Below are 21,527 nucleotides of genomic sequence, written 5' to 3'. Positions count from 1 at the left end.
TATGTGCGGCATTACGGTCAGTATAGTGCTCATTTGTTAATGGGCGATTAATTGCAATCAGGAAATATATGAAAACTACATGTATTTAAAAATTGTCCCCCTAATCCCGCAACATTGTCATACCTCATCCGCCGCGTTTCAAGCTATGATATTATTAGCGGATATTATGCCCGCAATCAGCATGATTCGTACAGGAAAGGGTGGTATTTCCACGCTTATGCGAATGAAACGATTAAACAATGTAACGTTCAAAAACAGAATTATTTTCATCTTTTTGATAAGCAGTTTAACCCCATTCATCTGTTTGGGTTTCATATCGTTTTACACGATCGATTCCATCATCGGCAATAAGGTGGAGAGCGCGCTGCAGAGCAATCTGAAGCAGGATCTTCTGACGCTGGAGAATGCGCTGAACAATCTCAATCACGTATCGCAGCAGTTTGCTTATGGCGGAGGCACGATTAAGCGGCTTGAAGAGCTCGAGACGGTACAGGAGCCTTATGAGAAGCTGAGGCTGAACAATGAAATTCGGAGCGAGTTGAACAATATTACGTTTTCGAATCCCAATATAGGCTTGCTGATGTATTTCGATGCCGAGAATAAGGAGTACGACTTCGAGAACTTCCGCGTTCGCGGCGATTTCCGGCCGGATAAGCTGCCGATCTTGGCTCAGTATTCGGAAATCACCTATTATGGTCCTCATATCAGCTATAATGGCTCGATTAATCAATATGTGTTCAGTATTATGCGTAAGGTGAATTTGCCGGATAAAGATATGTATTTATACATTGAGTCAGGCCGCAATGCGCTCACATCGCTATTCGCTCCGCAGAATCGGAAGGAAAGCTCGCGCCGATTGCTGCTGCTTGATCCAACGGGAAAGGTTGCATTCAGCGAAGTATCGGATTCTTTTGCCGTGCAGCGCCTATTCCCGGAGACGGATCCGAATGTGTTATCCGGCTATTCCGGCGGGTACTTTTGGAACAAGGAAGTAAGTAATCAGGGATGGAGCATCGTATCCGTTGTTCCTGAGAAGGAGCTCAATCAGGAACGAAACCGATGGCTTCTTCAAATATCGGGTATTTTCTTCTTGTTCATAATTGTGGCTTTGTTCTTTGCTTGGTTGCTGTGGAAGATGGTCTATCGGCCGCTTGATAAGTTCCACCGGGAGATTAAGTCGCTCATTCATTCGAATGAGGGCGAGCATAAGGAGCAGACCTATATTCCGGAGTTCGATTATTTGCTCTACCAGACGCGCAGCATGAAGCGGAAGATATGGGCGCTGTACGAGGAAGTAGAGCAGAAGGAGAAGCGTAGAGCCGACCTAGAGGTAGAGAAGCTGTTGTATCAAATTAATCCGCATTTCTTGATGAATACGCTCGATACGGTCCACTGGCTTGCCGTCATGAATGGTCAGAAGGATATCGATAAGCTGGTGCTCAGCTTGAACAAGCTGCTCTATTATAATCTTGGCAAAATGGGCGAGACGTCCACGATCGGCAACGAGATTGATGCGCTTAAGGAATATTTGCAGCTGCAGCAAATTCGCTATGACTTCCAATTCGATGTTGATATCGACGTGGACGAGAAGAGCTTAGGGCTGCCGAGCCCTCGTTTCCTGCTGCAGCCGATGGTGGAGAACGCTCTCTATCACGGTGTAAGCGACGACGGATATATTTATGTCGGCGTGATGCTGCAGGAGGACGGACTTCTCATTACGATTCAAGATAACGGAGCGGGCATGACGAAAGAAATGATTGATCAGCTTTTGGACGACGATACTGAAGAAAGCGATAAGGTTGGAATGGGAATCGGCATGAAATACGTGAAGCGGATTCTAAAGGCCAACTACGGCAGTGAGTCCAAGCTTCAGATAAAGAGCGAGCAGGGTAAAGGAACGATCGTTTCCGTACGTCTACCCTTGCCTGCCGCTGCGGCTGATTCTGAGTCACTTGCCGCCCTAGCAGCACCAGCATTAGCACCAGGAGGTGAGCCCCCCGTATGATCCGATTATTAATCGTGGACGATGACAAGCTTGTGCGTAAAGGAATCATATCCTCGATGCCATGGCAGGAATTCGGCATGGAGATCGTAGGCGAGGCGAATAACGGAGAGAACGCGCTCAAGTTTATGGAGATGAATCCCATTGATCTGTTGATGACGGACTTGTCCATGCCGGTCATGTCTGGTATTGAGCTCATGCGAATCGTTCAAGAGAGATTCCCTTCCGTGCAGATCGTCGTGTTGTCGCTGCATCAGGATTTTGAATATATACAGGAGGCGCTTCGGCTCGGGGCTATTGACTATATTGCGAAAACCCAGCTTGAGCAAGAGCAGTTCGAGGAAGTGCTCGGCAGGATCGTTAAGCTGATGGAACGCAAGGATGGATTGAAAGCTGCTGCCGAGCATCAGGTGGACATGGCAACGCCAGCAGGCGGTCAACTATATGTGTATTATGCGCTAAACGCAGGCACGGAGGAACTATGGGCTGATCATGCGATTACTGGCAAAGCGGCTGAGGCAGGCCCTGGCATTTGGTATGCCTCGGAACCGCTACCGAGGGCGACTATGCCGAATACGAATATGGTTAGCATTCAATTCAGCGGTCTGGAAGGTATAGACCATAAGTCGATCATGCAAATGATTAGGGGATATGCCAAAAAGGATCTTTTCTACGATTATGAGCCCGAGAATGGCTTGCTCCATATCGATGCGGCGAACTATATGAATGGAGACAAGTCAACGAGCGGTATTCCACTCGATCAGATGAAGGAAAAGTGGGGAGCGGCGGATTGGATTTACGACGATGCGGTGTTCAGGTCGCAGCTATCCGAGCTGAAGGAGCTGAAGATGCCTCCGGTACGCCTTGCCCGTATTTTCTACTCTTTATCTGACGAATGGAACAGGTTGTATCAAGCGATTCTGGCGGAGCCGATCGCCATCGAGGATTTTTTCCCGAGCTGGTTCAGCTTTGAGCGGTGGCTTGGGGAGGTGCGGGAGCGGATCAGCCGCGCGGGGGCAAAACCGTTATTCTCTCCGGAAATCCAGAACAGCATCGTGAAGGCGATGAATCTCGCGCAGCAGAACATAGGCGAACCGATCTCGTCTTCGGAGATCGCTCAGATGGTGAACATGAGCGGCAGCTACTTCAGCCAATGCTTCAAGCAGTACGTGGGTCAGACGTACACCGATTATGTGCGGGAAATCCGCATGGAGCGGGCGAAGGAATATTTGCGGAGCACGAACAAGACGATCCAGTGGATCGCCGAACAGATCGGTTACAGCGACGAGAAATATTTCAGCCGGCTGTTCCGCGAGCATGCGGGCGTATTGCCTAGCGAGTTTCGGCAAATGCCCGAGAACCAAAGAATGAAACTATAGAGGGTAGATAACGTGCGAAAAGAGGATAGACATTTTTCGCACGTTTCTTTATGCGGTAATGAAAATCTTTACCCTGATTGCGGAATGCTCTCTATCTCGAGGCCGAACGCACCCGTGCTATATTGAGTTTGTCGAAGGAAACAATGACGATTACCAAAGGGGGATTCACATGAAGAAAGCCATATTAACGATGCTGGCTATGATGACCGTGACGGCTAGCGTAGCCGCATGCAGCGGAAATAACAACAAGCAAGGCGCAGCGGCGACGGATGCGCCAGCGAATAACGGAGGAGCGACTAACGCACCGGTCGCGGAAGAGGTCATCGATCCGTTCGCCAAGTTCGCTGAGGCGACCGAGGTTTCCATTGGCCGCGCGATCGACCCGAACTATAAGTTCGACGGCAGCGATACATCGGAGGACAACGTATACACACGCTGGCTGAAAGATAAATACAACATCGTCGTGAAGCATGCATGGGAATCGGCCGCAGGCAACGACTACCAACAGAAAGTGAGCCTCGCAATTTCCAGCAATGACTTGCCTGACGCGATGGTCGTCAACGAAACGCAGCTTCGCCAAATGGTCAAAGCAGGCCAACTGGCTGACCTTAATGAGGTTTACGGCAAGTATGCGAGCTCGGAGCTGAAAGCGGTTTACGACTCCAACCCGGGTCTGCTGGACAGCGTAACGTTCGACGGCAAGCTGTACGCATTGCCTGAGACGACGCTTCCTTCCGCGCCGCTCACTTGGATTCGCAAAGACTGGCTCGACAGTCTGAAGCTTGAAGCGCCGAAGTCGCTCGAAGATCTTGGCAACATCGCCAAAGCGTTCATCGACAACAAGATGGGCGGAGAGAAAACGGTAGGTATCGTCGGAACGCAGCAAGGCGGTTCGCTATCATCCAACTTCCTTAATTCGACCGACCATTGGTATAACTTCTCCTCGTTGTTTTTTGCGAACGATGCGTATCCAGGTATCTGGGTGAAGGATAAGGACGGCAATGCGGTATACGGCTCGACGACGGAAGAAACGAAAAAAGCGCTCGGCATGATGAAAGACTGGTACGCAAACGGCATTTTGGACAAAGAGCTTGGCATTCGTAAATCGACGGCTGAGGTTGTAGCAAGCGGCCAAACCGGCATTTTCTTCGGCCCATGGTGGTCGGCTTACAACTTGACGGACTCGATGGCTAATGATCCGAAAGCGAACTGGAGACCTTATGCGGCTCCGCTTAACGAAGCAGGTAAGTTCAACTCTAACCAAGCGACAGGCAGCAACTACATTGTTGTCAGCAAAAACGCCAAGCACCCAGAGGCTGTTATCAAAATGCTGACGCTTCACAAATGGGGCAAGGACGAAGAATTCAAGACGCTGACGGAAGGCAAAGAAATGACGTCCCAACAGGTGCCGTTGTTCCTGATCCTTGGCGCGGGCGATCAACTGGAATACGCGGTTAATAACCTTCGCAAGTTCTTGAAGGATGAAATCAAGCTTGAGGACTTCGACAACATCAACTACGGTTGGGCTTTTGAAATGGCCAATCACGCTAAAGCGGTTAAGCTTGCTCCGGTAGACGACTATGATATTGGGTACTTTGATCAGAAGACGGATGCCGGTTTCTTCAATCACATCTATGCGCATCTGAACGGCGGCTCGACGTTTGTAGACGCGGATATCAACTGGGTACGCAGTATTGCGACAGCACAGACCAAAACGATGGAATCGAGATGGACGAATCTGAAGAAGCTGGAAGACGAGACGTTCCTCAAAATCATTATGGGCAGTGCAGATCTGAGCGCATTCGATGAGTTTGTAGCGAAGTGGAAAGATCAAGGCGGCGACAAAGTTACGGAAGAAGTTAATGAATTGAAATAGGTGATTGGAACAAGGCGGGCGCTCGTCGCCCGTCTTTATCTTTCAAGCAAGGGAAGTGGAGAGAGAATGTTACACAGAAGCTTTGCCAAACATTTCTACATCATGCTGATTCCCGGACTCTTATGGTTAATCTTCTTCAATCTCTATCCCATGTACGGCGTCTTAACGGCGTTCAAAGAGTTCAATCCCGGCATGGGCATCTGGAAGTCGCCATGGGTCGGGCTGGAAAACTTCAAGTATATGTTCGAGCTGGACGACAGCAAGCTGATCTTCCGTAATACGGTCGTTATCGCGTTCGCGAAAATGGTCGGCAACCTGATCGTTCCGCTTGTTTTTGCGCTGATGTTAAATGAAGTGAAAAACCGCTTGCTCACGCGTACGGTTCAGACGATCGTTTATCTGCCGCACTTCCTGTCGTGGGTAATCGTAGCGGGCATGATGCTCGATATATTCTCTTACTCGGGTCCCATTAATCAGCTCTTGAGCGCTATCGGGATCGAGCCGATCTTGTTTTTCGCGGACGCGAAGATCTTCCCGGCGCTCGTCGTCGGAAGCGACGTGTGGAAGGAATTCGGCTTCAACGCCATCATCTTCTTCGCTGCTCTTACTTCTATTAATCCCGAGATGTACGAAGCGGCAGCCATTGACGGCGCTTCGCAGTGGAAGCGGCTTACGAAAATTACGATTCCGAGCATTCTCCCCGTAGCTGCTTTGCTGGCTACGCTCAGCCTGGGCAATATTTTGAACGCGGGCTTCGATCAAATCTTCAATATGTACAATCCATCGGTCTACTCGACGGGAGATATTGTCGATACGTGGGTGTTCCGGGCGGGTCTCATCGACTTCCAGCACGGTCTCGCTACGGCGGTAGGGCTATTGAAATCGGTTGTCGGACTTATTCTTATCTCGGTTTCGTATACGCTGGCTTACCGGTTCGCGAATTATCGAATATTCTAAACAGGCAGGAGTGAAGAGACATGATAACCGAACGTTCGGTGTTTTCCAGATTGTTCAACGGCCTGAACCTCATATTGCTTATCATCCTTATGCTGCTGTGCCTGCTTCCGATATGGTACACCTTATCCATATCGCTAAGCGATAAGGCGGCAGCGTCGGCGGGACAAGTGTTCCTGTGGCCGAAAGGCTTTACGTGGGGCTCATATATGACCATTATGGAAGACGGACAATTTTTCAAATCGTTTTTCACTTCGGTGAAAAGGGTCGTGTACGGCACGGCTATCGCTTTCTTCGTTATCTTATTGATGGCTTACCCGCTGTCGAAGACGCCGAAGGAGTTTAGGCCAAGAAATATTATCATGTGGCTGCTCGTCTTTGCGATGCTTTTCAATGGCGGCTTGGTGCCTTGGTATCTTACGATGCAAACGCTTGGCATGACGAATAACATTTGGGGACTCGTGCTTGGCGGCGGCCTGCCTGTCTTCAACGTTATCCTCGTGATGAACTATTTACGCAATATGCCGAAGGAAATGGAAGAGTCGGCGATGATCGACGGTGCAGGACCTTGGCGCATTTTGTTCAGCATCTGCCTGCCTCTATCCGTACCGGTGCTGGCTACTATTATGGTGTTTACGATCGTGTACCATTGGAACGAGTTTTTCCAGGCGCTTGTCCTTATGAACAAATCCGAGCATTATCCGCTGCAATCGTATATTCGGCAGGTGGCTGTCGTGATCGATCCGACGAGGATGGATGAAGAATCGGTTAAGCGGATGTCGGCGTTGTCCAACCAGACGCTTAATGCGGCGAAAATCTTTATTTCCATGCTGCCGCTGCTCGTTATTTATCCGTTTCTGCAAAAGTATTTCGTCAAAGGAATCACCCTGGGCTCTGTCAAAGGGTAATGGCGTCGACTGCAAATGCCATCCATGATGGGATCGCATTTCAAATAGAGATAGGAAGGGGATGGTGAACCGATGCCAAGAAAAGCGAAAGGGATGGTTGTTCTGTTCCTGCTCGCATCCCTGCTGGCGCTATCCGCTTGTTCTGCGGGGAAGGCGGATGAGCCGGATCCGGATTCTGAGCCTACGAAGGAAGTCGTCGTGCGGCAGGGTGTGCCAGTTCCGGAGTGGGCGGCTAAGTCCGTCATGTACGAGGTCAATGTGCGGCAGTACACGAAGGAGGGCACTTTCAAGGCGTTCGAGGAGCATCTGCCGCGTCTGAAGGAGCTTGGGGTGGACATTTTATGGTTCATGCCGATCCATCCGATTTCGGAGACGAATCGGAACGGAACGTTGGGTTCGTATTATGCGGTGGACGATTACAAGGCAGTTAATCCGGAATTCGGCACTGATGAAGATTTCAAGTCGCTCGTCGACAAAGCGCATGAGATGGGATTTAAGGTGCTGCTCGATTTGGTAGCCAACCATACCGGCTGGGATCATGCTTGGACGGCCAATAAGGATTGGTATACGCAAGACGAAGCGGGCAATATCGTGATGCCGCCGGGGACGAACTGGGCGGATGTCGCCGATCTGAACTATGACAATGCCGACATGCAGGCAGCTATGCTGGACGGCATGAAGTATTGGGTAAGCGAATTCGATATCGATGGCTATCGCGCCGATTATGCCGGCGGCGTGCCCAAAGCGTTCTGGGAGCAGGCAAGGGTGGAGTTGGAGAAGCTGAAGCCGGTCTTTATGCTGGCGGAGGATGATCAACAGATCAGTCTGCTGAGCCGCGCTTTCAATGCCAATTACGGTTGGCAGCTGTACAATATAATGAATCGAGTGGCTAAAGGGCAGGGCAATGCGAAGCAGATCGCGCTTTACGCAGAGCGGCTCGAGAGCAGCTATCCGGCAGGCACGTATGCGCTCAACTTCACGTCCAACCATGACGAGAACTCATGGATAGGGACGGAGTATGAGCGGTTGGGGGATGCGGTGGGGCCGATGGCGGCGCTCAGCTTCACGCTGCCGGGTATGCCGCTTATCTATTCGGGGCAGGAGGCGGGTCTGAATAGAAGACTGCTATTCTTCGATAAAGACGAGATCGCATGGGATGATCTATCCATGCAGCCGTTCTATAAGCAGCTTGTGGATTTGAAGCACAACAATCCAGCGCTGTGGAATGGAAGCGCGGGCGGAGCTTACCGTTCGCTTGAGGGAGGAGACGACAGGCTGCTTGCCTTCGAACGCACGAAGGACGGCAATACGGTCATTGTGCTCATGAACCTGTCCGCCGACAGCGTGACAAGCATCGTCCAGCTTGGAGCATCCGCAGGCACCTATCAAGCGTTAAGCGGCGGCGATGATTCGCCGGTCGAGCTGCAAGCGGAGCATGCGGTAGATTTGGCGCCGTGGGCGTATGAGATTTACGTAAATTCCGATTCATAGAACGATCAACGGAGAAAGAGCACTTTAATTAGTGCTCTTTTTTATAAAAACAGCTATAATGGGCACCATTGGAATTAGCTATTCACCGTCGGACAGAGTATAATCAAACCATAGAACGCGTGACCGAATTCACATATCGTAGTGGGTTATTCTTTCGAAATAATAACCTAGTACGATATGTGAATTTTTTATTGGTATTGAAATAAGAAGGTCATGTAAATCAATCAAAGGTGGTAATAAGAATGGAACAAGGAACAGTGAAATGGTTTAACGCGGAAAAGGGCTTCGGCTTTATCGAAATCGAAGGCGGCAACGACGTATTCGTGCATTTTAGCGCGATCGTTGGCGACGGCTACAAAGCACTGGACGAAGGCCAACGCGTCGAGTTCAATGTCGTTCAAGGCAACCGCGGACCTCAAGCCGAAAACGTTGTAAAACTGTAAGGAATAAGGAAATGCCCCGAACGTATCGTTCGGGGCATTTCCTTTTTTTTAACCTCCATCTGGTCGTGTACCTGGATGGATGAGAGATAATTTCACGTTTTCCAACATGCCTGTATGCCAACAATGCAAAGCCCTAACCAGTTCAAACGGTAAAAATCAGTAAGGTTGTGAATCTTTTCGCACAATCCAGCAACATCCATTTACCTTTTCTTCATAAAGGAGTATTCTTCTTGATGCTATGGGAAGGGGTGACTGGAGTTGTCTATGTTAATGAGACTGCTCAATCGGAGATTTATTTATTTTACAATTATTCTTATATTAAAGGGTGTTCTCGCTTGGGACATCGTATTCCAAGAGGGCCCTTCATGGAACATGCTCATAACGGAGGTTCCGTTCTTCTGGATCGTGTTCTGCTTGATCGAATGGCTAGCCAAGAAACGCAAGATGCTGTATTACATGATAGTGAACTTGATGTTCACGCTGCTTTATTTTACCGTCCTCATGTATTACAAATATTATGGCATCATCGTCACGTATCATGCATTCAGCCAAGCCGATAAGGTGACTAAGGTCGGCAACAGCACGTATTCACTGATGGACCCTTATTATTTGCTTATATTCTTAGATATAATCGTGCTGGCCATTATTTTGTGGAGACCGAAGCACATGCATATTCGCAAAACGATCAGCATGAGAAAGGTGCGCGGACCTGTGTTGTCCTTCGTATTCGCGCTATCGGTCGCGCTTTGCCTCTTCAGCGTCTTGCCCAATCGGGCCAGCATGAACGAAAGCAAGCAAGCCAACGAAATGGGCATTCTTAATTACGAGGTGTTCACGATATTCGCTGACAGCTTGGAGGCTAAGGAGCCGGTGGAGATGGAGAGCATTTCTCAGGCGGCTATCGACGAGCTTAAGGGCATTCAGCAGCCTGTGACACAGGCGGAGACGCCGAAATATTGGGGAGCGGCCAAAGGGAAAAATGTCATTATCCTTCAGATGGAGTCGTTCCAAAACTTCTTGATCGGCGCAAAAATCGACGGCCAAGAAATTACGCCGAATTTGAATAAGCTGGTAAGTGAAGAATTTCACTATAACCATTTCTACACGATGGTCGGATCTGGAACAACATCGGATGCCGAATATGTAGTGAACACGTCGCTTTATGTGCCTCAGCATGAGGCTGCCACAGAACATAATGTAGACAAAGCTCTTCCGAGCTTGCCGAAGCTACTTCATGCGAATGGTTATACAACGGCGACATTCCATACGAATAAGGTGGAGTTCTGGAACCGCACGGAGCTGTATAAGGCGCTCGGCTGGGATCGTTACTACGATCAGGCTTTCTTCGGTGACGAGGATCACGTAGCGTTCGGCTCGTCTGATGAGGTTCTATATGCGAAGACGATCGACGAGCTTGTGAAGATGGATAAGGAAGAGCAACCTTTCTACGCGCAGGTTATTTCGATGAGCGCTCATCATCCGTATCATATTCCGGAATCGAAGTACCGCATGACGCTTCCAAGCAAGTACGATGATACGCTCGTAGGCAACTATATTCATGCGCAAAATTACGCCGATTATGCGCTTGGACAGTTTATAGCAGACTTGAAGGAAACCGGGCTGTGGGATAACAGCGTTGTGTTAATGTACGGCGACCATCAAGGGCTGCCGCTGTACTCGCTGGACGGCAGCGAGAAGAAGCTGATCGAGGAATTGATCGGGCATGAATACGGATATACGGATATGTTCAAAATCCCGCTGATTATGCATGCTCCAGGCGTCACGTATCCAGCGGTGATGGAGCAAACCGGCGGTCAGATCGATATTTTGCCGACGGTTGCGAACTTGACGGGCGTGTCTCTGGACAATCAAATTCATTTTGGCCAAGATTTGCTCAATCAGACCTCTAACCTGCTGCCGATGAGGCATTTCTTGCCGAGCGGCTCGGTCATTACGGATACAGACGTATTCCTGCCGGGCATCGGGTTTGAGGACGGCGTGAATTACTTCTTGCAGGGCAATAGCGAGTCGGAAGCGGGAACAACGGAGGAGCAATACAATCGAGCACTTGAGTTGCTTCATCTGTCGGACAGCTATGTGTCGCAGCTTCCGAATAAATAGTTTATTGGAGTAAGGAGGAGGTGGAGACACATCCTTCTTTTTTTTGTTCTTTTACCGGAAATTGTGCCTGTCGTGCTAGCTCAAACTTGCTTGACAATATACCCTATGGGGTATAGTATGAGTTTATGCAGTTGAGCAAAGGAGGATTTTATTATAATGAGAACAGATAAATTATTGGATGCTAAAGGCATGGCGTGCCCAATGCCGATAGTGAAAACGAAGAAGGCGATAGACGAGCTGCAGCCGGGTCAAGTGCTGGAAATCCATGCGACGGACAAAGGAGCCAAAAACGATCTTGCGGCATGGGCTAAATCTACAGGCAACGATCTTCTCCAGCATCAAGAAGACGGCGATGTATTGAAGTTTTGGATTCGTAAGGGGTAAATTTTTTTGCGCATTTTAATACCTATAGGGGTATATAAAAGGTTCAAATAAGGGAGGTTCTATTAAAGTGAACGAACAAAAGAAAACAACAATCGTATTGTTTAGCGGCGACTATGACAAAGCAATGGCTGCTTATATTATTGCAAACGGAGCAGCGGCTTATGACCACGAGGTAACTATTTTTCATACCTTCTGGGGATTAAATGCACTGCGTAAGGATGAGAACGTTATGCTGCCGAAGAAAAAAGGCTTTATGGAGTCGATGTTCGGTAAAATGATGCCGCGCGGAGCCGACAAGATGGGTCTTTCCAAAATGAATTTTGCCGGAATGGGACCTAAGATGATCAAGGATGTCATAAAGAAGCATAATGCCGTTCCGCTCCCGCAACTGATTGAGATGGCTAAGGAGCAAGATATTAAGCTCGTAGCATGTACGATGACAATGGATCTTCTGGGTCTTCAGAAGGAAGAACTGCTAGATGATATTGAATATGCCGGCGTGGCGGCCTACCTGGCGGATGCGCAGGAAGGAAACGTGAACTTATTTATTTAAAGGCAAGTTCTTTTTTTTATCATTTCTATACCCCTGTGGGTATAGAGCATAAATGGAGGTTCGATAAGGATGACAATAATTGAATCCAACGTCAAATTAGATGCCAAAGGATTGGCGTGTCCAATGCCGATCGTTCGCACGAAGAAAGCGATGAAGGAGCTGGAAGCGGGGCAGGTATTGGAGGTTGAAGCAACCGATAAAGGCTCCAAGGCTGACATGAAAGCTTGGGCTGAAAGCACGGGCAATTATTATCTCGGCACGGTCGAGGAAGGCGTTGTACTCAAGCATTACTTGCGAAAAGCTGCTAATGAAGAGGCGGCCGAGCAAGTCTTCCCGTATGTCGTTAATCATGCCGAATTGGAGCAACGACTCCAAAATAGCGAGCCAATAATCATTCTTGATGTAAGAGAGGCGGCGGAATATGCCTTCAATCATATCCCCCATGCCGTATCGATTCCGCTTGGCGAGCTGGATAAGCGCATGGATGAGCTGGGTAAGCAGGAAACGATCTACGTCGTTTGCCGCTCCGGCAATCGCAGTGACATGGCGGCTCGGAAGCTGGCGGAGAACGGATATGCTAATGTCTTTAACGTTGTGCCGGGCATGAGCGAATGGATTGGACATACTGACGGATTGGGGTAAGTGACTAGCAAGAACCTTTTTGTACAAATGCGAATGCGAGGGAGGATATAACAATGACAATAAGAGCGATGCAAGCAGCGGAAGCGGCAGAGAAGGCCATTAGGAAGGAAAGACTGTTTATCCTGGATGTTCGTAATGAATCTGACTTCGCGAACTGGAAAATTGAAGGCGAGAGTATTCAGCATTTGAACGTTCCTTACTTTGACCTTATTGACGGCGTAGAAGAGATTTTGGAGCAGCTGCCGGAAAATGAAGAAATACTCGTCGTTTGCGCGAAAGAGGGCTCGTCCGTGATGGTTGCGGAGATGCTGTCCGAGCAAGGGCGCAACGTCGCATATCTGCATGGAGGGATGAAAGCTTGGAGCGAGCATCTTGTTCCGCTTAAGGTTGGCGATCTGAAGGATGGCGGAGAGCTGTATCAATTCGTGCGAATTGGCAAAGGCTGCCTGTCCTACATGGCGATATCGGATGGCGAAGCGGCATTGTTCGACGCGGCGCGAATGACTGCAGTGTATACTGAGTTCGCAAGCAGCAAGAATGCGGCTATCAAGCATGTATTCGATACTCACCTGCATGCCGACCATATCTCGGGCGGGCGCGTCATAGCGGAGCAAACGGGAGCGACGTATTGGCTGCCGCCAAAGGATGCTGGCGAAGTTGTATTCGATTACGTGGCGCTGGTAGGCGGAGTTAGGGTGAAGATCGGCAGCACGAATATCGACATTGAAGCGCTATACTCCCCAGGGCATACGATCGGCTCTACGTCGTTTATCATCGATGACCAGTATCTGCTTACAGGAGATATATTATTTATTGATTCCATCGGGCGTCCTGATCTCGCGGGCTTAGCTGAGGATTGGGTAGTGGACTTAAGAGAAACGCTCTACGCTCGCTATAGAGAACTGTCTGAAGAGCTGATCGTTCTGCCAGCGCATTTCATGGTCATGGACGAGCTTAACGAAGATGGAACAGCAGCCATGAAGCTGGGCGAGCTTTTCAAACACAACCACGGATTAAACATTGCGGACGAGGAGTCTTTCCGAGCGATGGTGACGACAAACTTGCCGCCGCAGCCTAACGCTTATGTGGAGATTCGTCAGACGAACATGGGCAGGATAACGCCAACTGACGAGCAGCAGCGTGAAATGGAGATCGGTCCTAATCGTTGTGCCGTTCGTTAACCGGCATGATAAGGAGGCGGCATGATGGAGGAGCTAAGTTTAACCTATATCGCAACGATTTTTTTAATCGGATTTATTGGATCTTATATTTCGGGTATGGTGGGCATTGGCGGTTCGATAATTAAGTATCCGATGCTCTTATACATTCCGCCGTTGTTCGGAATTGCAGCTTTTACGGCTCATGAGGTATCGGGAATTAGCGCGGTGCAAGTGTTTTTCGCAACGATCGGCGGCGTGTGGGCGTACCGCAAAGGCGGTTATTTGAACAAAACGCTTATTATCTATATGGGCTCGGCTATCCTGCTTGGAAGCTTCATTGGCGGCTTTGGCTCCAAAATGATGAGTGAGAGCGGCATTAACTTGATCTACGGCATATTGGCGCTAACCGCGGCGATCATGATGTTCATTCCGAAAAAAGGCGTGGATGATATACCGTTCAATCAAGTGAAATATAACAGATGGCTTGCCGCTGTACTGGCGTTAATCGTCGGTGTTGGCGCAGGTATCGTCGGCGCTGCCGGAGCTTTCCTGCTCGTGCCGATCATGCTGGTCGTGCTTAAGATACCAACGCGAATGACGATTGCCACTTCCCTCGCGATCACTTTTATTTCCTCGATCGGATCAACGGTCGGCAAGGTATCGACGGGGCAAGTCGAATATACGCCAGCTATTATTATGGTCGTTGCGAGTTTGCTGGCTTCACCGCTTGGCGCGATGGCCGGCAAGAAGATGAACACGAAGGTGCTGCAGATCATCTTGGCGGTACTTATTTTAGCTACGGCGATTAAGATTTGGTTGGATATTTTTCAGTAGAGGCAGCAATGGCGGCATCATGGAGTTGATTCTCCCTGTGCCGCCTTTATTTATTACAAATTTTCGCAGAAACTTCTATAGTTTTTAGGGTTAATAGGGAGCGGAATTAGGTTTACGATGGATTTGGGGATTGCTGCTTTTTTAGTTCATGAAAGCGCTACCTTTCTCACATCCATGCATAAGGGGGAAGAAGTGGAATGCGAAGAAAGTTGAAGGTTTATTTATCCTTGCTGCTTGCGGTTGCCTTGTTGTTGCCGCAAGTATGGACGGGCGAATCCGCTCATGCGGCCGCAGTCGGAGATGTCGTGCTTGCCAATAATTTCGACACGAACACAGACGGCTGGTTCAAGCGGGGTTCGGAAACAGTTGTACAGTCGACCTATACGGCGCACACTGGGGCAGGCAGCCTCAAGACGACGGGGAGAACGGAGAACTGGAACGGTCCTGGCACGTATTTGGATACGTTGGTTAAAGGGGCGACCTACGAGTTGTCCGTATATGCCAAGCTGCTGGAAGACACGGCTGGCGAAGCTACACTGGAGATTAACGTTAATCAAGAGGGTTTGCCGGCAGGCGATTCGGCTGCTTATAAAGCCGTACGTGCGGAGACGGTTACCGCCGGCGAGTGGGTAGAGATTAAAGGCAATATCACCTTGGATCCTCGGGCGACTAAGTATCAATTGTACGTTCAAGCTTCGGGCAACGCTACGGTATCGTACTACATCGATACGTTCAAGGCCAAGCTGGTTGCGCTGCCAGTGACGGATCCGGTTGCACCGGTGGCTGCAACAGTGCTGAGCCAAGATTTCGAGGATGGCAGTACGGGCGGGTGGCTGCCACTGTCATGGGGCGGCTCGGGCACCGTTGCCATCTCGCAAGATCAGGCATCGTCGGGAAGCCACTCGCTTCGATTCTCGGGACGGACAACGAATTCGGCCAGTCCGAGCCTTAGTATTCTAAGTTATTTGCAGCAAGGCCGAACGTATGATATTTCGCTCAAAGCAAAGCTGGGAGAAGGTTTAGATAAACTCCATGTGACGTGGAAAAACGGAAGCGCTTTCGATTGGCATATGGGAGAGAGTACGGTATCGAGCACCGAATGGACAACGTTTAGCAAAACGGGCTATACGCTCCCGACGGGATCATCGGAGCTACTCCTCTATATTGAGACGCTAGCATCAACTGCGGATATCTATATCGATGAAGTATTGATTAAGGATACTACGCCGCAGACTGTAACGAAAATTGTAGACCAGGGCTTCGAGGACGGTGAAATAGGAGATTGGGCTCCTCTTTCATGGGGCAGTTCGGGCAGCTTGTCCGTTAGCACGGACACTGCTTCTGAAGGCACGCATTCGTTGAAATTTGCCGATCGTCTGACGAAGAGCGCAAGTCCAAGCATAAGTATTTTCAGTAAGCTTCAACAGGGACACACGTACGATATTTCGCTCAAGGCAAAGCTAGGCGAAGGCTCGGACAATCTCCATGTGACGTGGAAAAACGGAAGCGCTTTCGACTGGCATATGGGAGAGAAGACCGTTACGAGCACGGAATGGACAACGTTTAGCAAAACAGGCTATACGCTCCCGTCCGGCTCGGCTGAATTGCTTCTTTATATCGAGTCGGCCGCATCCATCGCGGATATCTATATTGACGAGTTCGTCATAGTCGACGTAACGCCGGGTCAGACCGAGCCTGATCCCGATCCGAGCACGCTCGATCAGACAGGCATTACCACTGGGTTTGAAGACGGCCAAGGAGACTGGGTACGTAGAAACGGTGACGGCAATATTGAAGTATCCTCCGACGATAATCATACAAGCGGAGGGGCTAACAGCTTGCTGACAACCGTATCGGATCAATATGACGGTCCGTTCTTGAACGTACTTGGCAAAATGCACAAAAACTACGAGTATTCGTTGTCGGCTTGGGTGAAGATGGCTCCGGGAGAAGATCCGACAAGGCTCCGTCTTAGCGTGCAATCCGGCGACAGCACGTTCACGAACGTATCCGCCAATGCAACCGTAACGGATGCGGCATGGGTACAGCTGTCCGGCAAGTTCTCGCTCAGAACGAAGCCGACCGTACTGAACGCTTATGTAGAAACGGCGGATGATAACGGCGAGCCTAGATCGTTTTATATGGACGATTTTGCGTTAGCCTATGTGGGTCCGCTCGAAGGAACGCTGCCGATCCAAACCGGGCTCGATAGCTTGAAGGATCTGTACGAGAATTATTTCGAGATTGGCGCTGCGGTCGAGCCAGCTCAGTTCACCGGCACGGCAGATCAACTGCTTAAGAAGCATTATAGCGCTATCGTAGCCGAGAACTCCATGAAGCCGGCTTCGATCAATGCGACTGAAGGCACGTACAACTATACGGGCGCGGACGCCATTGTGAAATATGCCAAAGACAATGATATGAAGCTTCGATTCCATACGTTGTTGTGGCATGAGCAAGGCGCTGACTGGATGCTGAAGGATTCGCAGGGTGAGTGGCTCGAAGCGAACGAAACGAACAAGGCGCTTGTGCTCTCCCGCCTCAGATCGTATATTCAGGCGGTCGTCGCTAAATATGCGGATGTCGCCGATTACTACGATGTGGTGAACGAGGTGATCGACGAGGGCCGTCCGGATGGCATGCGCGATACACACTGGTATCGCATTACGGGTCTGGATTTCATCCGCGTAGCGTTCGAGGAAGCGCATAACGCGGACCCGACCGCGAAGCTGTATATCAATGATTACAGCACGCACAACCCGCAGAAACGCGATTTCCTGTTCGATCTTGTTACGAAGCTTAGAGACGAAGGCGTGCCGATCGACGGTGTGGGCCACCAAACCCATATTAACGTGAGCGGACCTTCCATTCAACAAATGTCGGACTCGATCCGCAAGTTCGGCGAGGCCGGATTCGACAACCAGCTGACAGAGCTCGATATATCCGTATATACGAACAACAGCACGGCTTATGATCCGATTCCCGAGGACATTCTTGTACGCCAAGGTTATCGGTACAAGGAATTGTTCGAGGAGCTGGTAAAGCTCGACGAGGAAGGAAAAAACGCCGATCCGGACACCGAGGCGTACAATCCGGACGGCTGGATCAGCAACGTAACAATCTGGGGTCTAGCGGATGACCATACGTGGCTGCATAATCGCGGCACGACACGTCAAGACGCGCCATTTCCTTTCGATAAACGTCATCAAGCGAAATACGCTTATTGGGGAATGGTTGAAGCGGTGAAGGAAGTCGTTCCTCCCAAGCTGCCGCTCGTAACGAAGGAAGGCAGCGCTGCGGAAGGCACTCCGATTATCGATGGGCAGATAGATGCCGTCTGGAATAAGGTTGCCGCAATGGAAACGGAAAGAACGAGTGCGTTCGGAGCGAGTTTCAAAACACTATGGGATGACAACTATCTGTATGTGCTCGCTGATGTGCAAGACAGTGTTAAGACGAGCGAAGACAAAGCTGAGCTGTTCGTCAAAACGGACGATGGCTTCACGAAATACGAAATTGCTCGTCAAACATCAGACCAAGTAACCGAGAAGACAAGCGGTTATATCGTCGAAACCGCTATTCCGCTCAGTGGCAATACGGTCGGCAAAACATTGTATTTCGATATCCGCTTGACGACCGGCGGCGCGCAAGACGGAACGGAGCATGGACAGAATGGAGCAATCGTTTCTTGGAGCGATGGGCGCAACATTCAGCACCAGGATACAGCCGGTTACGGCTCGCTGACGCTGGTTGCCGCTCCTAAGTCGGCACTGGCGGTGAAGGGAACTCCGGTTATCGACGGCGAAGAGGATGCGGAATGGGCTAATGCTGCCGAGCTTGAAACGGCATTATGGGTGCAAGGAACAAGCGGATCGACCGCGAAGTTCAAGACGCTGTGGGATGAGCAATACCTATATGTCTATGCGGTTGTAACCGATGCAGTGTTAAGCGATGAAAGTCAGCAAGCGCATGAAGAGGACTCCGTAGAAATCTTCGTCGACCAGAACAACGGCAAATCGCCGTTGTACCAAAACGATGACGGCCAGTACCGGATTAACTTCAACAACATCAAAACCGTGGGCGGTCACGCTTCCCAAAGCAATTACGAGACGGCAACGAAGCTTGTGCCTGGCGTTGGTTATGTCGTAGAGGCAGCGATCCTCCTCGATACGATTACCCCAGCGGAAGGTACAGTCATCGGCTTCGACTTCCAGGTCAATAATGACGAGGATGGCAATGGTACGAGAGACAGCGTTGCGAATTGGGCGGATCCTTCCGGTCAATCCTACCAGGATACTTCCAAGCTCGGTGTGCTTCAATTCGTGAACAATACGGATACGGTTCTGAACCCGCCGGCTAATGTCACGATTCGCGCAACATCCTATAACAAGCTCGAAGTCAAATGGGATGCTGTCGATCAAGCGGCAGGCTACAACGTATATCGAGCAACGTCCGAATCCGGACCGTTCGTGAAGCGGAATGCCGCTGTAATCGAAGCGGAGACCTACAATGATTCCAATCTAAGCACATCGACAGCGTATTACTACAAAATCTCGTCGGTTGATGCTAATGGACTTGAATCGCCGTTGTCTGATGCCGTGTCCAAGCGCACGGGTAACGCGCCTTCTGTCGATCCAGTCAATCCGGGCAGCGGTTCGAATGACGCGGTTGTTCCGACGATTGTTTCAGGCGGACGCGCTCTAGGCATTATCAGCAACGATATGTTAGGCGGCAAATTAGCTGAAGCTGGGAACAATGCCGACGGCGTAAAAGAAATCGTGTTCGAACTTGTGCCTGCAACGGGCACGAACGGCTACGCAATTCAATTGCCGACATCGGCTTTGATCGATGATGAGGAATACGTCATTTCCATCAAGACGGATATGGGCATCATTCAGTTACCGAGCAGCATGCTCGCAGGCATGGATATCTCGTCGGATACGGTAACGATCGTATTCAGTCCGGCAAGCCTAGAGGATCTAAGCCAGGCTGTACGTGACGAAATCGGTGATCGGCCGGTGTTCGACCTGCATGTGCTTGTGAACAATGAAGTTGTAACATGGAGCAACGACAATGCTCCCGTAACGATTATCGCTCCGTATGAGCCGACGGCCGAAGAGCTTGAATCGCCGGGCAACCTTGTCGTATGGTACGTGGATGACAATGGCGTCGTAACGGCAGTTCCGAACGGACATTATGATGTGGAAACTGGAAGCATCGTGTTCCATACTACGCATTTCAGCATGTACGCTGTTGCTTACGTGGACAGAAGCTTCGAAGATATCGAGCGTTATGTATGGGCGCAACCGGCGATTGAAGCACTGGCAGCGCGTGATATTATTAAAGGCACATCCAGCACTGTCTATTCGCCGGCGGCCAACATTAAACGCGCAGATTTCCTGCTCCTTCTCGTTCGAGCTCTTGAGCTTAAGAGCGATGGCGAATCGGCATTTGCAGACGTCGCGGCAACAGCTTACTATTACGACGCGGTTCGCATTGCGAAAGGACTTGGCATTGCGAAAGGCGATGGCAATGGACGCTTCAACCCCAACGCTCCGATTACGCGTCAGGAAATGATGGTGCTGACGGCACGCGCGCTCGAAGCGGCGGGACAGCGGATTAACTCCGAAGGATCCTTGGCTAGCTTCTCGGATGCTGCCGAAGTCGCGGACTATGCGCGTGAAAGCGCAGCGGCACTCGTCGCTTCCGGTATCGTGAACGGTATCGGCGGCGCGCTTGAACCTGGCGGCCTTCTGACTCGCGCGCAAGCTGCGGTCATTCTGTATCGCCTATTAGGACTCGTATAGTTTAGTTTTTAAGCGATGCAGGTGCCCCTTTCGGGACACCCGATAACCCCGACCATCTAAGGTCGGGGTTATTTTTATTTGAAACCTTTGCGCGTGTAAGGAAGTATATAGCAATACAGTAAAGCGTTAGGACGCTTTCGTACATAAAAGGGGGAAATCAGCTATGAAAATCAAATTATTTACTTTTGCATTGGCGTTAGCAGTAGTTATTACAGGATGCTCGAGCGACAAAACCGAAAATGCTTCTCCGGAAAGCACAGAACAGGCGGATGCAACGAATACGGCTGCCGGCGTGCAGAAGGAAGAAACGAACAAAGAGCAGGAAGAAGAAAAAGGCATCGAAGTCGATAAAAATCTATTAAACGTAACCGTCACGCTGCCCGCATCGCTATTCGAAGGGCAAAACATCGACGAAGTGATTGCTTTAGCCAAAAAAGACGGCGTCAAGGAAGCAACGAAAAACGAAGACGGCTCCGTTACGTATAAGATGTCGAAATCCGCTCATAACAAAATGCTGAAGGAACTAGGAGCTACGATTACGCAATCCATAGATGAAATGAAGACAGAACAAACCTTTGCTTCTATTAAGGACATCACCGCTAACGATTCTTTCAGCCAATTTACACTTACCGTGGACAAGGCAGCATACGAAGGCAGCATGGATGCTTTCGCTGCTTTCGGCATAGGGCTGCAAGGCATGATGTACCAAATGTACGAGGGTATCGATTCCAGCAAGACGAAAGTCGTAATTGATATCAAAGACGAAAGTACGGGAGAAGTTTTTGATACGGTGATCTATCCCGATACGCTTGAGCAAGAATAGATAATCTCACTGCACCTGAGAAGTAAACGTAAACAACAAAAGGCGAGCCGCTGGGCCAATGTCATTAAGTTAAGGCGAAGAGCCGAAGTTAAGGAAAGAGCAGGTTATCGAAAAGATAACTTGCTCTTTTTCTTGCGCGAAAATGGAAAA

General features: G+C 49.9%; 15 protein-coding genes and 1 pseudogene. All 16 read left to right on the top strand.

The window, feature by feature from the left end; translation table 11 throughout:
* Positions 1–181: 181 nt before the first annotated feature.
* The 16 genes and pseudogenes from V8F51_RS26495 (at position 182) to V8F51_RS26420 (ending at position 21,377) form a co-directional block, all read left to right on the top strand.
* Positions 182–2,005 (top strand): sensor histidine kinase, encoded by a 1,824-nt coding sequence (locus tag V8F51_RS26495; RefSeq protein WP_337103508.1) that lies wholly within the window; start codon positions 182–184, stop codon positions 2,003–2,005.
* Positions 2,002–3,381, top strand: coding sequence for a helix-turn-helix domain-containing protein (locus tag V8F51_RS26490; RefSeq protein WP_337103507.1), 1,380 nt, complete (start codon positions 2,002–2,004; stop codon positions 3,379–3,381). Before V8F51_RS26495 ends, V8F51_RS26490 begins: the two co-directional genes overlap by 4 nt.
* Positions 3,382–3,550: 169 nt before the next feature.
* Positions 3,551–5,257 (top strand): extracellular solute-binding protein, encoded by a 1,707-nt coding sequence (locus V8F51_RS26485; RefSeq protein ID WP_337103506.1) that lies wholly within the window; start codon positions 3,551–3,553, stop codon positions 5,255–5,257.
* 66 nt (positions 5,258–5,323) lie between these two features.
* Positions 5,324–6,214 carry an ABC transporter permease gene (locus V8F51_RS26480; RefSeq protein WP_337103505.1) on the top strand — a complete coding sequence of 297 codons (891 nt, stop codon included), beginning with the start codon at positions 5,324–5,326 and terminating at the stop codon, positions 6,212–6,214.
* Between the two features lie 20 nt (positions 6,215–6,234).
* A complete protein-coding gene (locus tag V8F51_RS26475) occupies positions 6,235–7,119 on the top strand; it encodes a carbohydrate ABC transporter permease (protein WP_337103504.1) in 885 nt (294 codons plus the stop codon).
* 72 nt (positions 7,120–7,191) lie between these two features.
* Positions 7,192–8,610 (top strand): alpha-amylase family glycosyl hydrolase, encoded by a 1,419-nt coding sequence (locus V8F51_RS26470; protein ID WP_337103503.1) that lies wholly within the window; start codon positions 7,192–7,194, stop codon positions 8,608–8,610.
* 242 nt (positions 8,611–8,852) lie between these two features.
* Positions 8,853–9,053 (top strand): cold-shock protein, encoded by a 201-nt coding sequence (locus tag V8F51_RS26465; protein WP_337103502.1) that lies wholly within the window; start codon positions 8,853–8,855, stop codon positions 9,051–9,053.
* A gap of 76 nt (positions 9,054–9,129) precedes the next feature.
* Positions 9,130–9,216 (top strand): annotated as a pseudogene (locus V8F51_RS26460) (hypothetical protein); the annotation flags it as partial.
* Between the two features lie 101 nt (positions 9,217–9,317).
* Positions 9,318–11,174 (top strand): LTA synthase family protein, encoded by a 1,857-nt coding sequence (locus V8F51_RS26455; protein WP_337103547.1) that lies wholly within the window; start codon positions 9,318–9,320, stop codon positions 11,172–11,174.
* Between the two features lie 156 nt (positions 11,175–11,330).
* The gene (locus V8F51_RS26450) at positions 11,331–11,558 is read left to right on the top strand and encodes a sulfurtransferase TusA family protein (protein ID WP_337103501.1); all 228 of its coding nucleotides are present in this window, start codon (positions 11,331–11,333) and stop codon (positions 11,556–11,558) included.
* Positions 11,559–11,625: 67 nt separating this feature from the next.
* The gene (locus tag V8F51_RS26445) at positions 11,626–12,111 is read left to right on the top strand and encodes a DsrE/DsrF/DrsH-like family protein (RefSeq protein WP_337103500.1); all 486 of its coding nucleotides are present in this window, start codon (positions 11,626–11,628) and stop codon (positions 12,109–12,111) included.
* 69 nt (positions 12,112–12,180) lie between these two features.
* Positions 12,181–12,753, top strand: a complete 573-nt coding sequence (locus V8F51_RS26440) for a sulfurtransferase TusA family protein (RefSeq protein ID WP_337103499.1) — start codon at positions 12,181–12,183, stop codon at positions 12,751–12,753.
* Positions 12,754–12,806: 53 nt separating this feature from the next.
* Complete coding sequence (locus tag V8F51_RS26435; RefSeq protein ID WP_337103498.1) at positions 12,807–13,934, top strand: MBL fold metallo-hydrolase; 1,128 nt, start codon at positions 12,807–12,809, stop codon at positions 13,932–13,934.
* A gap of 24 nt (positions 13,935–13,958) precedes the next feature.
* Positions 13,959–14,747 carry a sulfite exporter TauE/SafE family protein gene (locus tag V8F51_RS26430; protein ID WP_337103497.1) on the top strand — a complete coding sequence of 263 codons (789 nt, stop codon included), beginning with the start codon at positions 13,959–13,961 and terminating at the stop codon, positions 14,745–14,747.
* Positions 14,748–14,944: 197 nt separating this feature from the next.
* Positions 14,945–20,554, top strand: coding sequence for an endo-1,4-beta-xylanase (locus V8F51_RS26425; protein WP_337103496.1), 5,610 nt, complete (start codon positions 14,945–14,947; stop codon positions 20,552–20,554).
* A gap of 163 nt (positions 20,555–20,717) precedes the next feature.
* Entirely contained in the window at positions 20,718–21,377 is a 660-nt protein-coding gene (locus V8F51_RS26420) for a hypothetical protein (protein WP_337103495.1), read from the top strand.
* The last annotated feature ends 150 nt before the right edge of the window (positions 21,378–21,527 follow it).

The sequence above is a fragment of the Paenibacillus sp. YIM B09110 genome (genome assembly GCF_037167145.1).
Taxonomy (GTDB): Bacteria; Bacillota; Bacilli; order Paenibacillales; family Paenibacillaceae; genus Pristimantibacillus.
This window is presented reverse-complemented; position numbering and strand designations above follow the sequence as displayed.

Coding starts and splice junctions, on each gene's coding strand:
- V8F51_RS26475 (WP_337103504.1), top strand. CDS start 6,235: ATGATAACCGAACGTTCGGTGTTTTCCAGATTGTTCAACGGCCTGAAC.
- V8F51_RS26450 (WP_337103501.1), top strand. CDS start 11,331: ATGAGAACAGATAAATTATTGGATGCTAAAGGCATGGCGTGCCCAATG.
- V8F51_RS26490 (WP_337103507.1), top strand. CDS start 2,002: ATGATCCGATTATTAATCGTGGACGATGACAAGCTTGTGCGTAAAGGA.
- V8F51_RS26435 (WP_337103498.1), top strand. CDS start 12,807: ATGACAATAAGAGCGATGCAAGCAGCGGAAGCGGCAGAGAAGGCCATT.
- V8F51_RS26480 (WP_337103505.1), top strand. CDS start 5,324: ATGTTACACAGAAGCTTTGCCAAACATTTCTACATCATGCTGATTCCC.
- V8F51_RS26420 (WP_337103495.1), top strand. CDS start 20,718: ATGAAAATCAAATTATTTACTTTTGCATTGGCGTTAGCAGTAGTTATT.
- V8F51_RS26470 (WP_337103503.1), top strand. CDS start 7,192: ATGCCAAGAAAAGCGAAAGGGATGGTTGTTCTGTTCCTGCTCGCATCC.
- V8F51_RS26465 (WP_337103502.1), top strand. CDS start 8,853: ATGGAACAAGGAACAGTGAAATGGTTTAACGCGGAAAAGGGCTTCGGC.
- V8F51_RS26430 (WP_337103497.1), top strand. CDS start 13,959: ATGGAGGAGCTAAGTTTAACCTATATCGCAACGATTTTTTTAATCGGA.
- V8F51_RS26495 (WP_337103508.1), top strand. CDS start 182: ATGATTCGTACAGGAAAGGGTGGTATTTCCACGCTTATGCGAATGAAA.
- V8F51_RS26440 (WP_337103499.1), top strand. CDS start 12,181: ATGACAATAATTGAATCCAACGTCAAATTAGATGCCAAAGGATTGGCG.
- V8F51_RS26455 (WP_337103547.1), top strand. CDS start 9,318: ATGTTAATGAGACTGCTCAATCGGAGATTTATTTATTTTACAATTATT.
- V8F51_RS26425 (WP_337103496.1), top strand. CDS start 14,945: ATGCGAAGAAAGTTGAAGGTTTATTTATCCTTGCTGCTTGCGGTTGCC.
- V8F51_RS26485 (WP_337103506.1), top strand. CDS start 3,551: ATGAAGAAAGCCATATTAACGATGCTGGCTATGATGACCGTGACGGCT.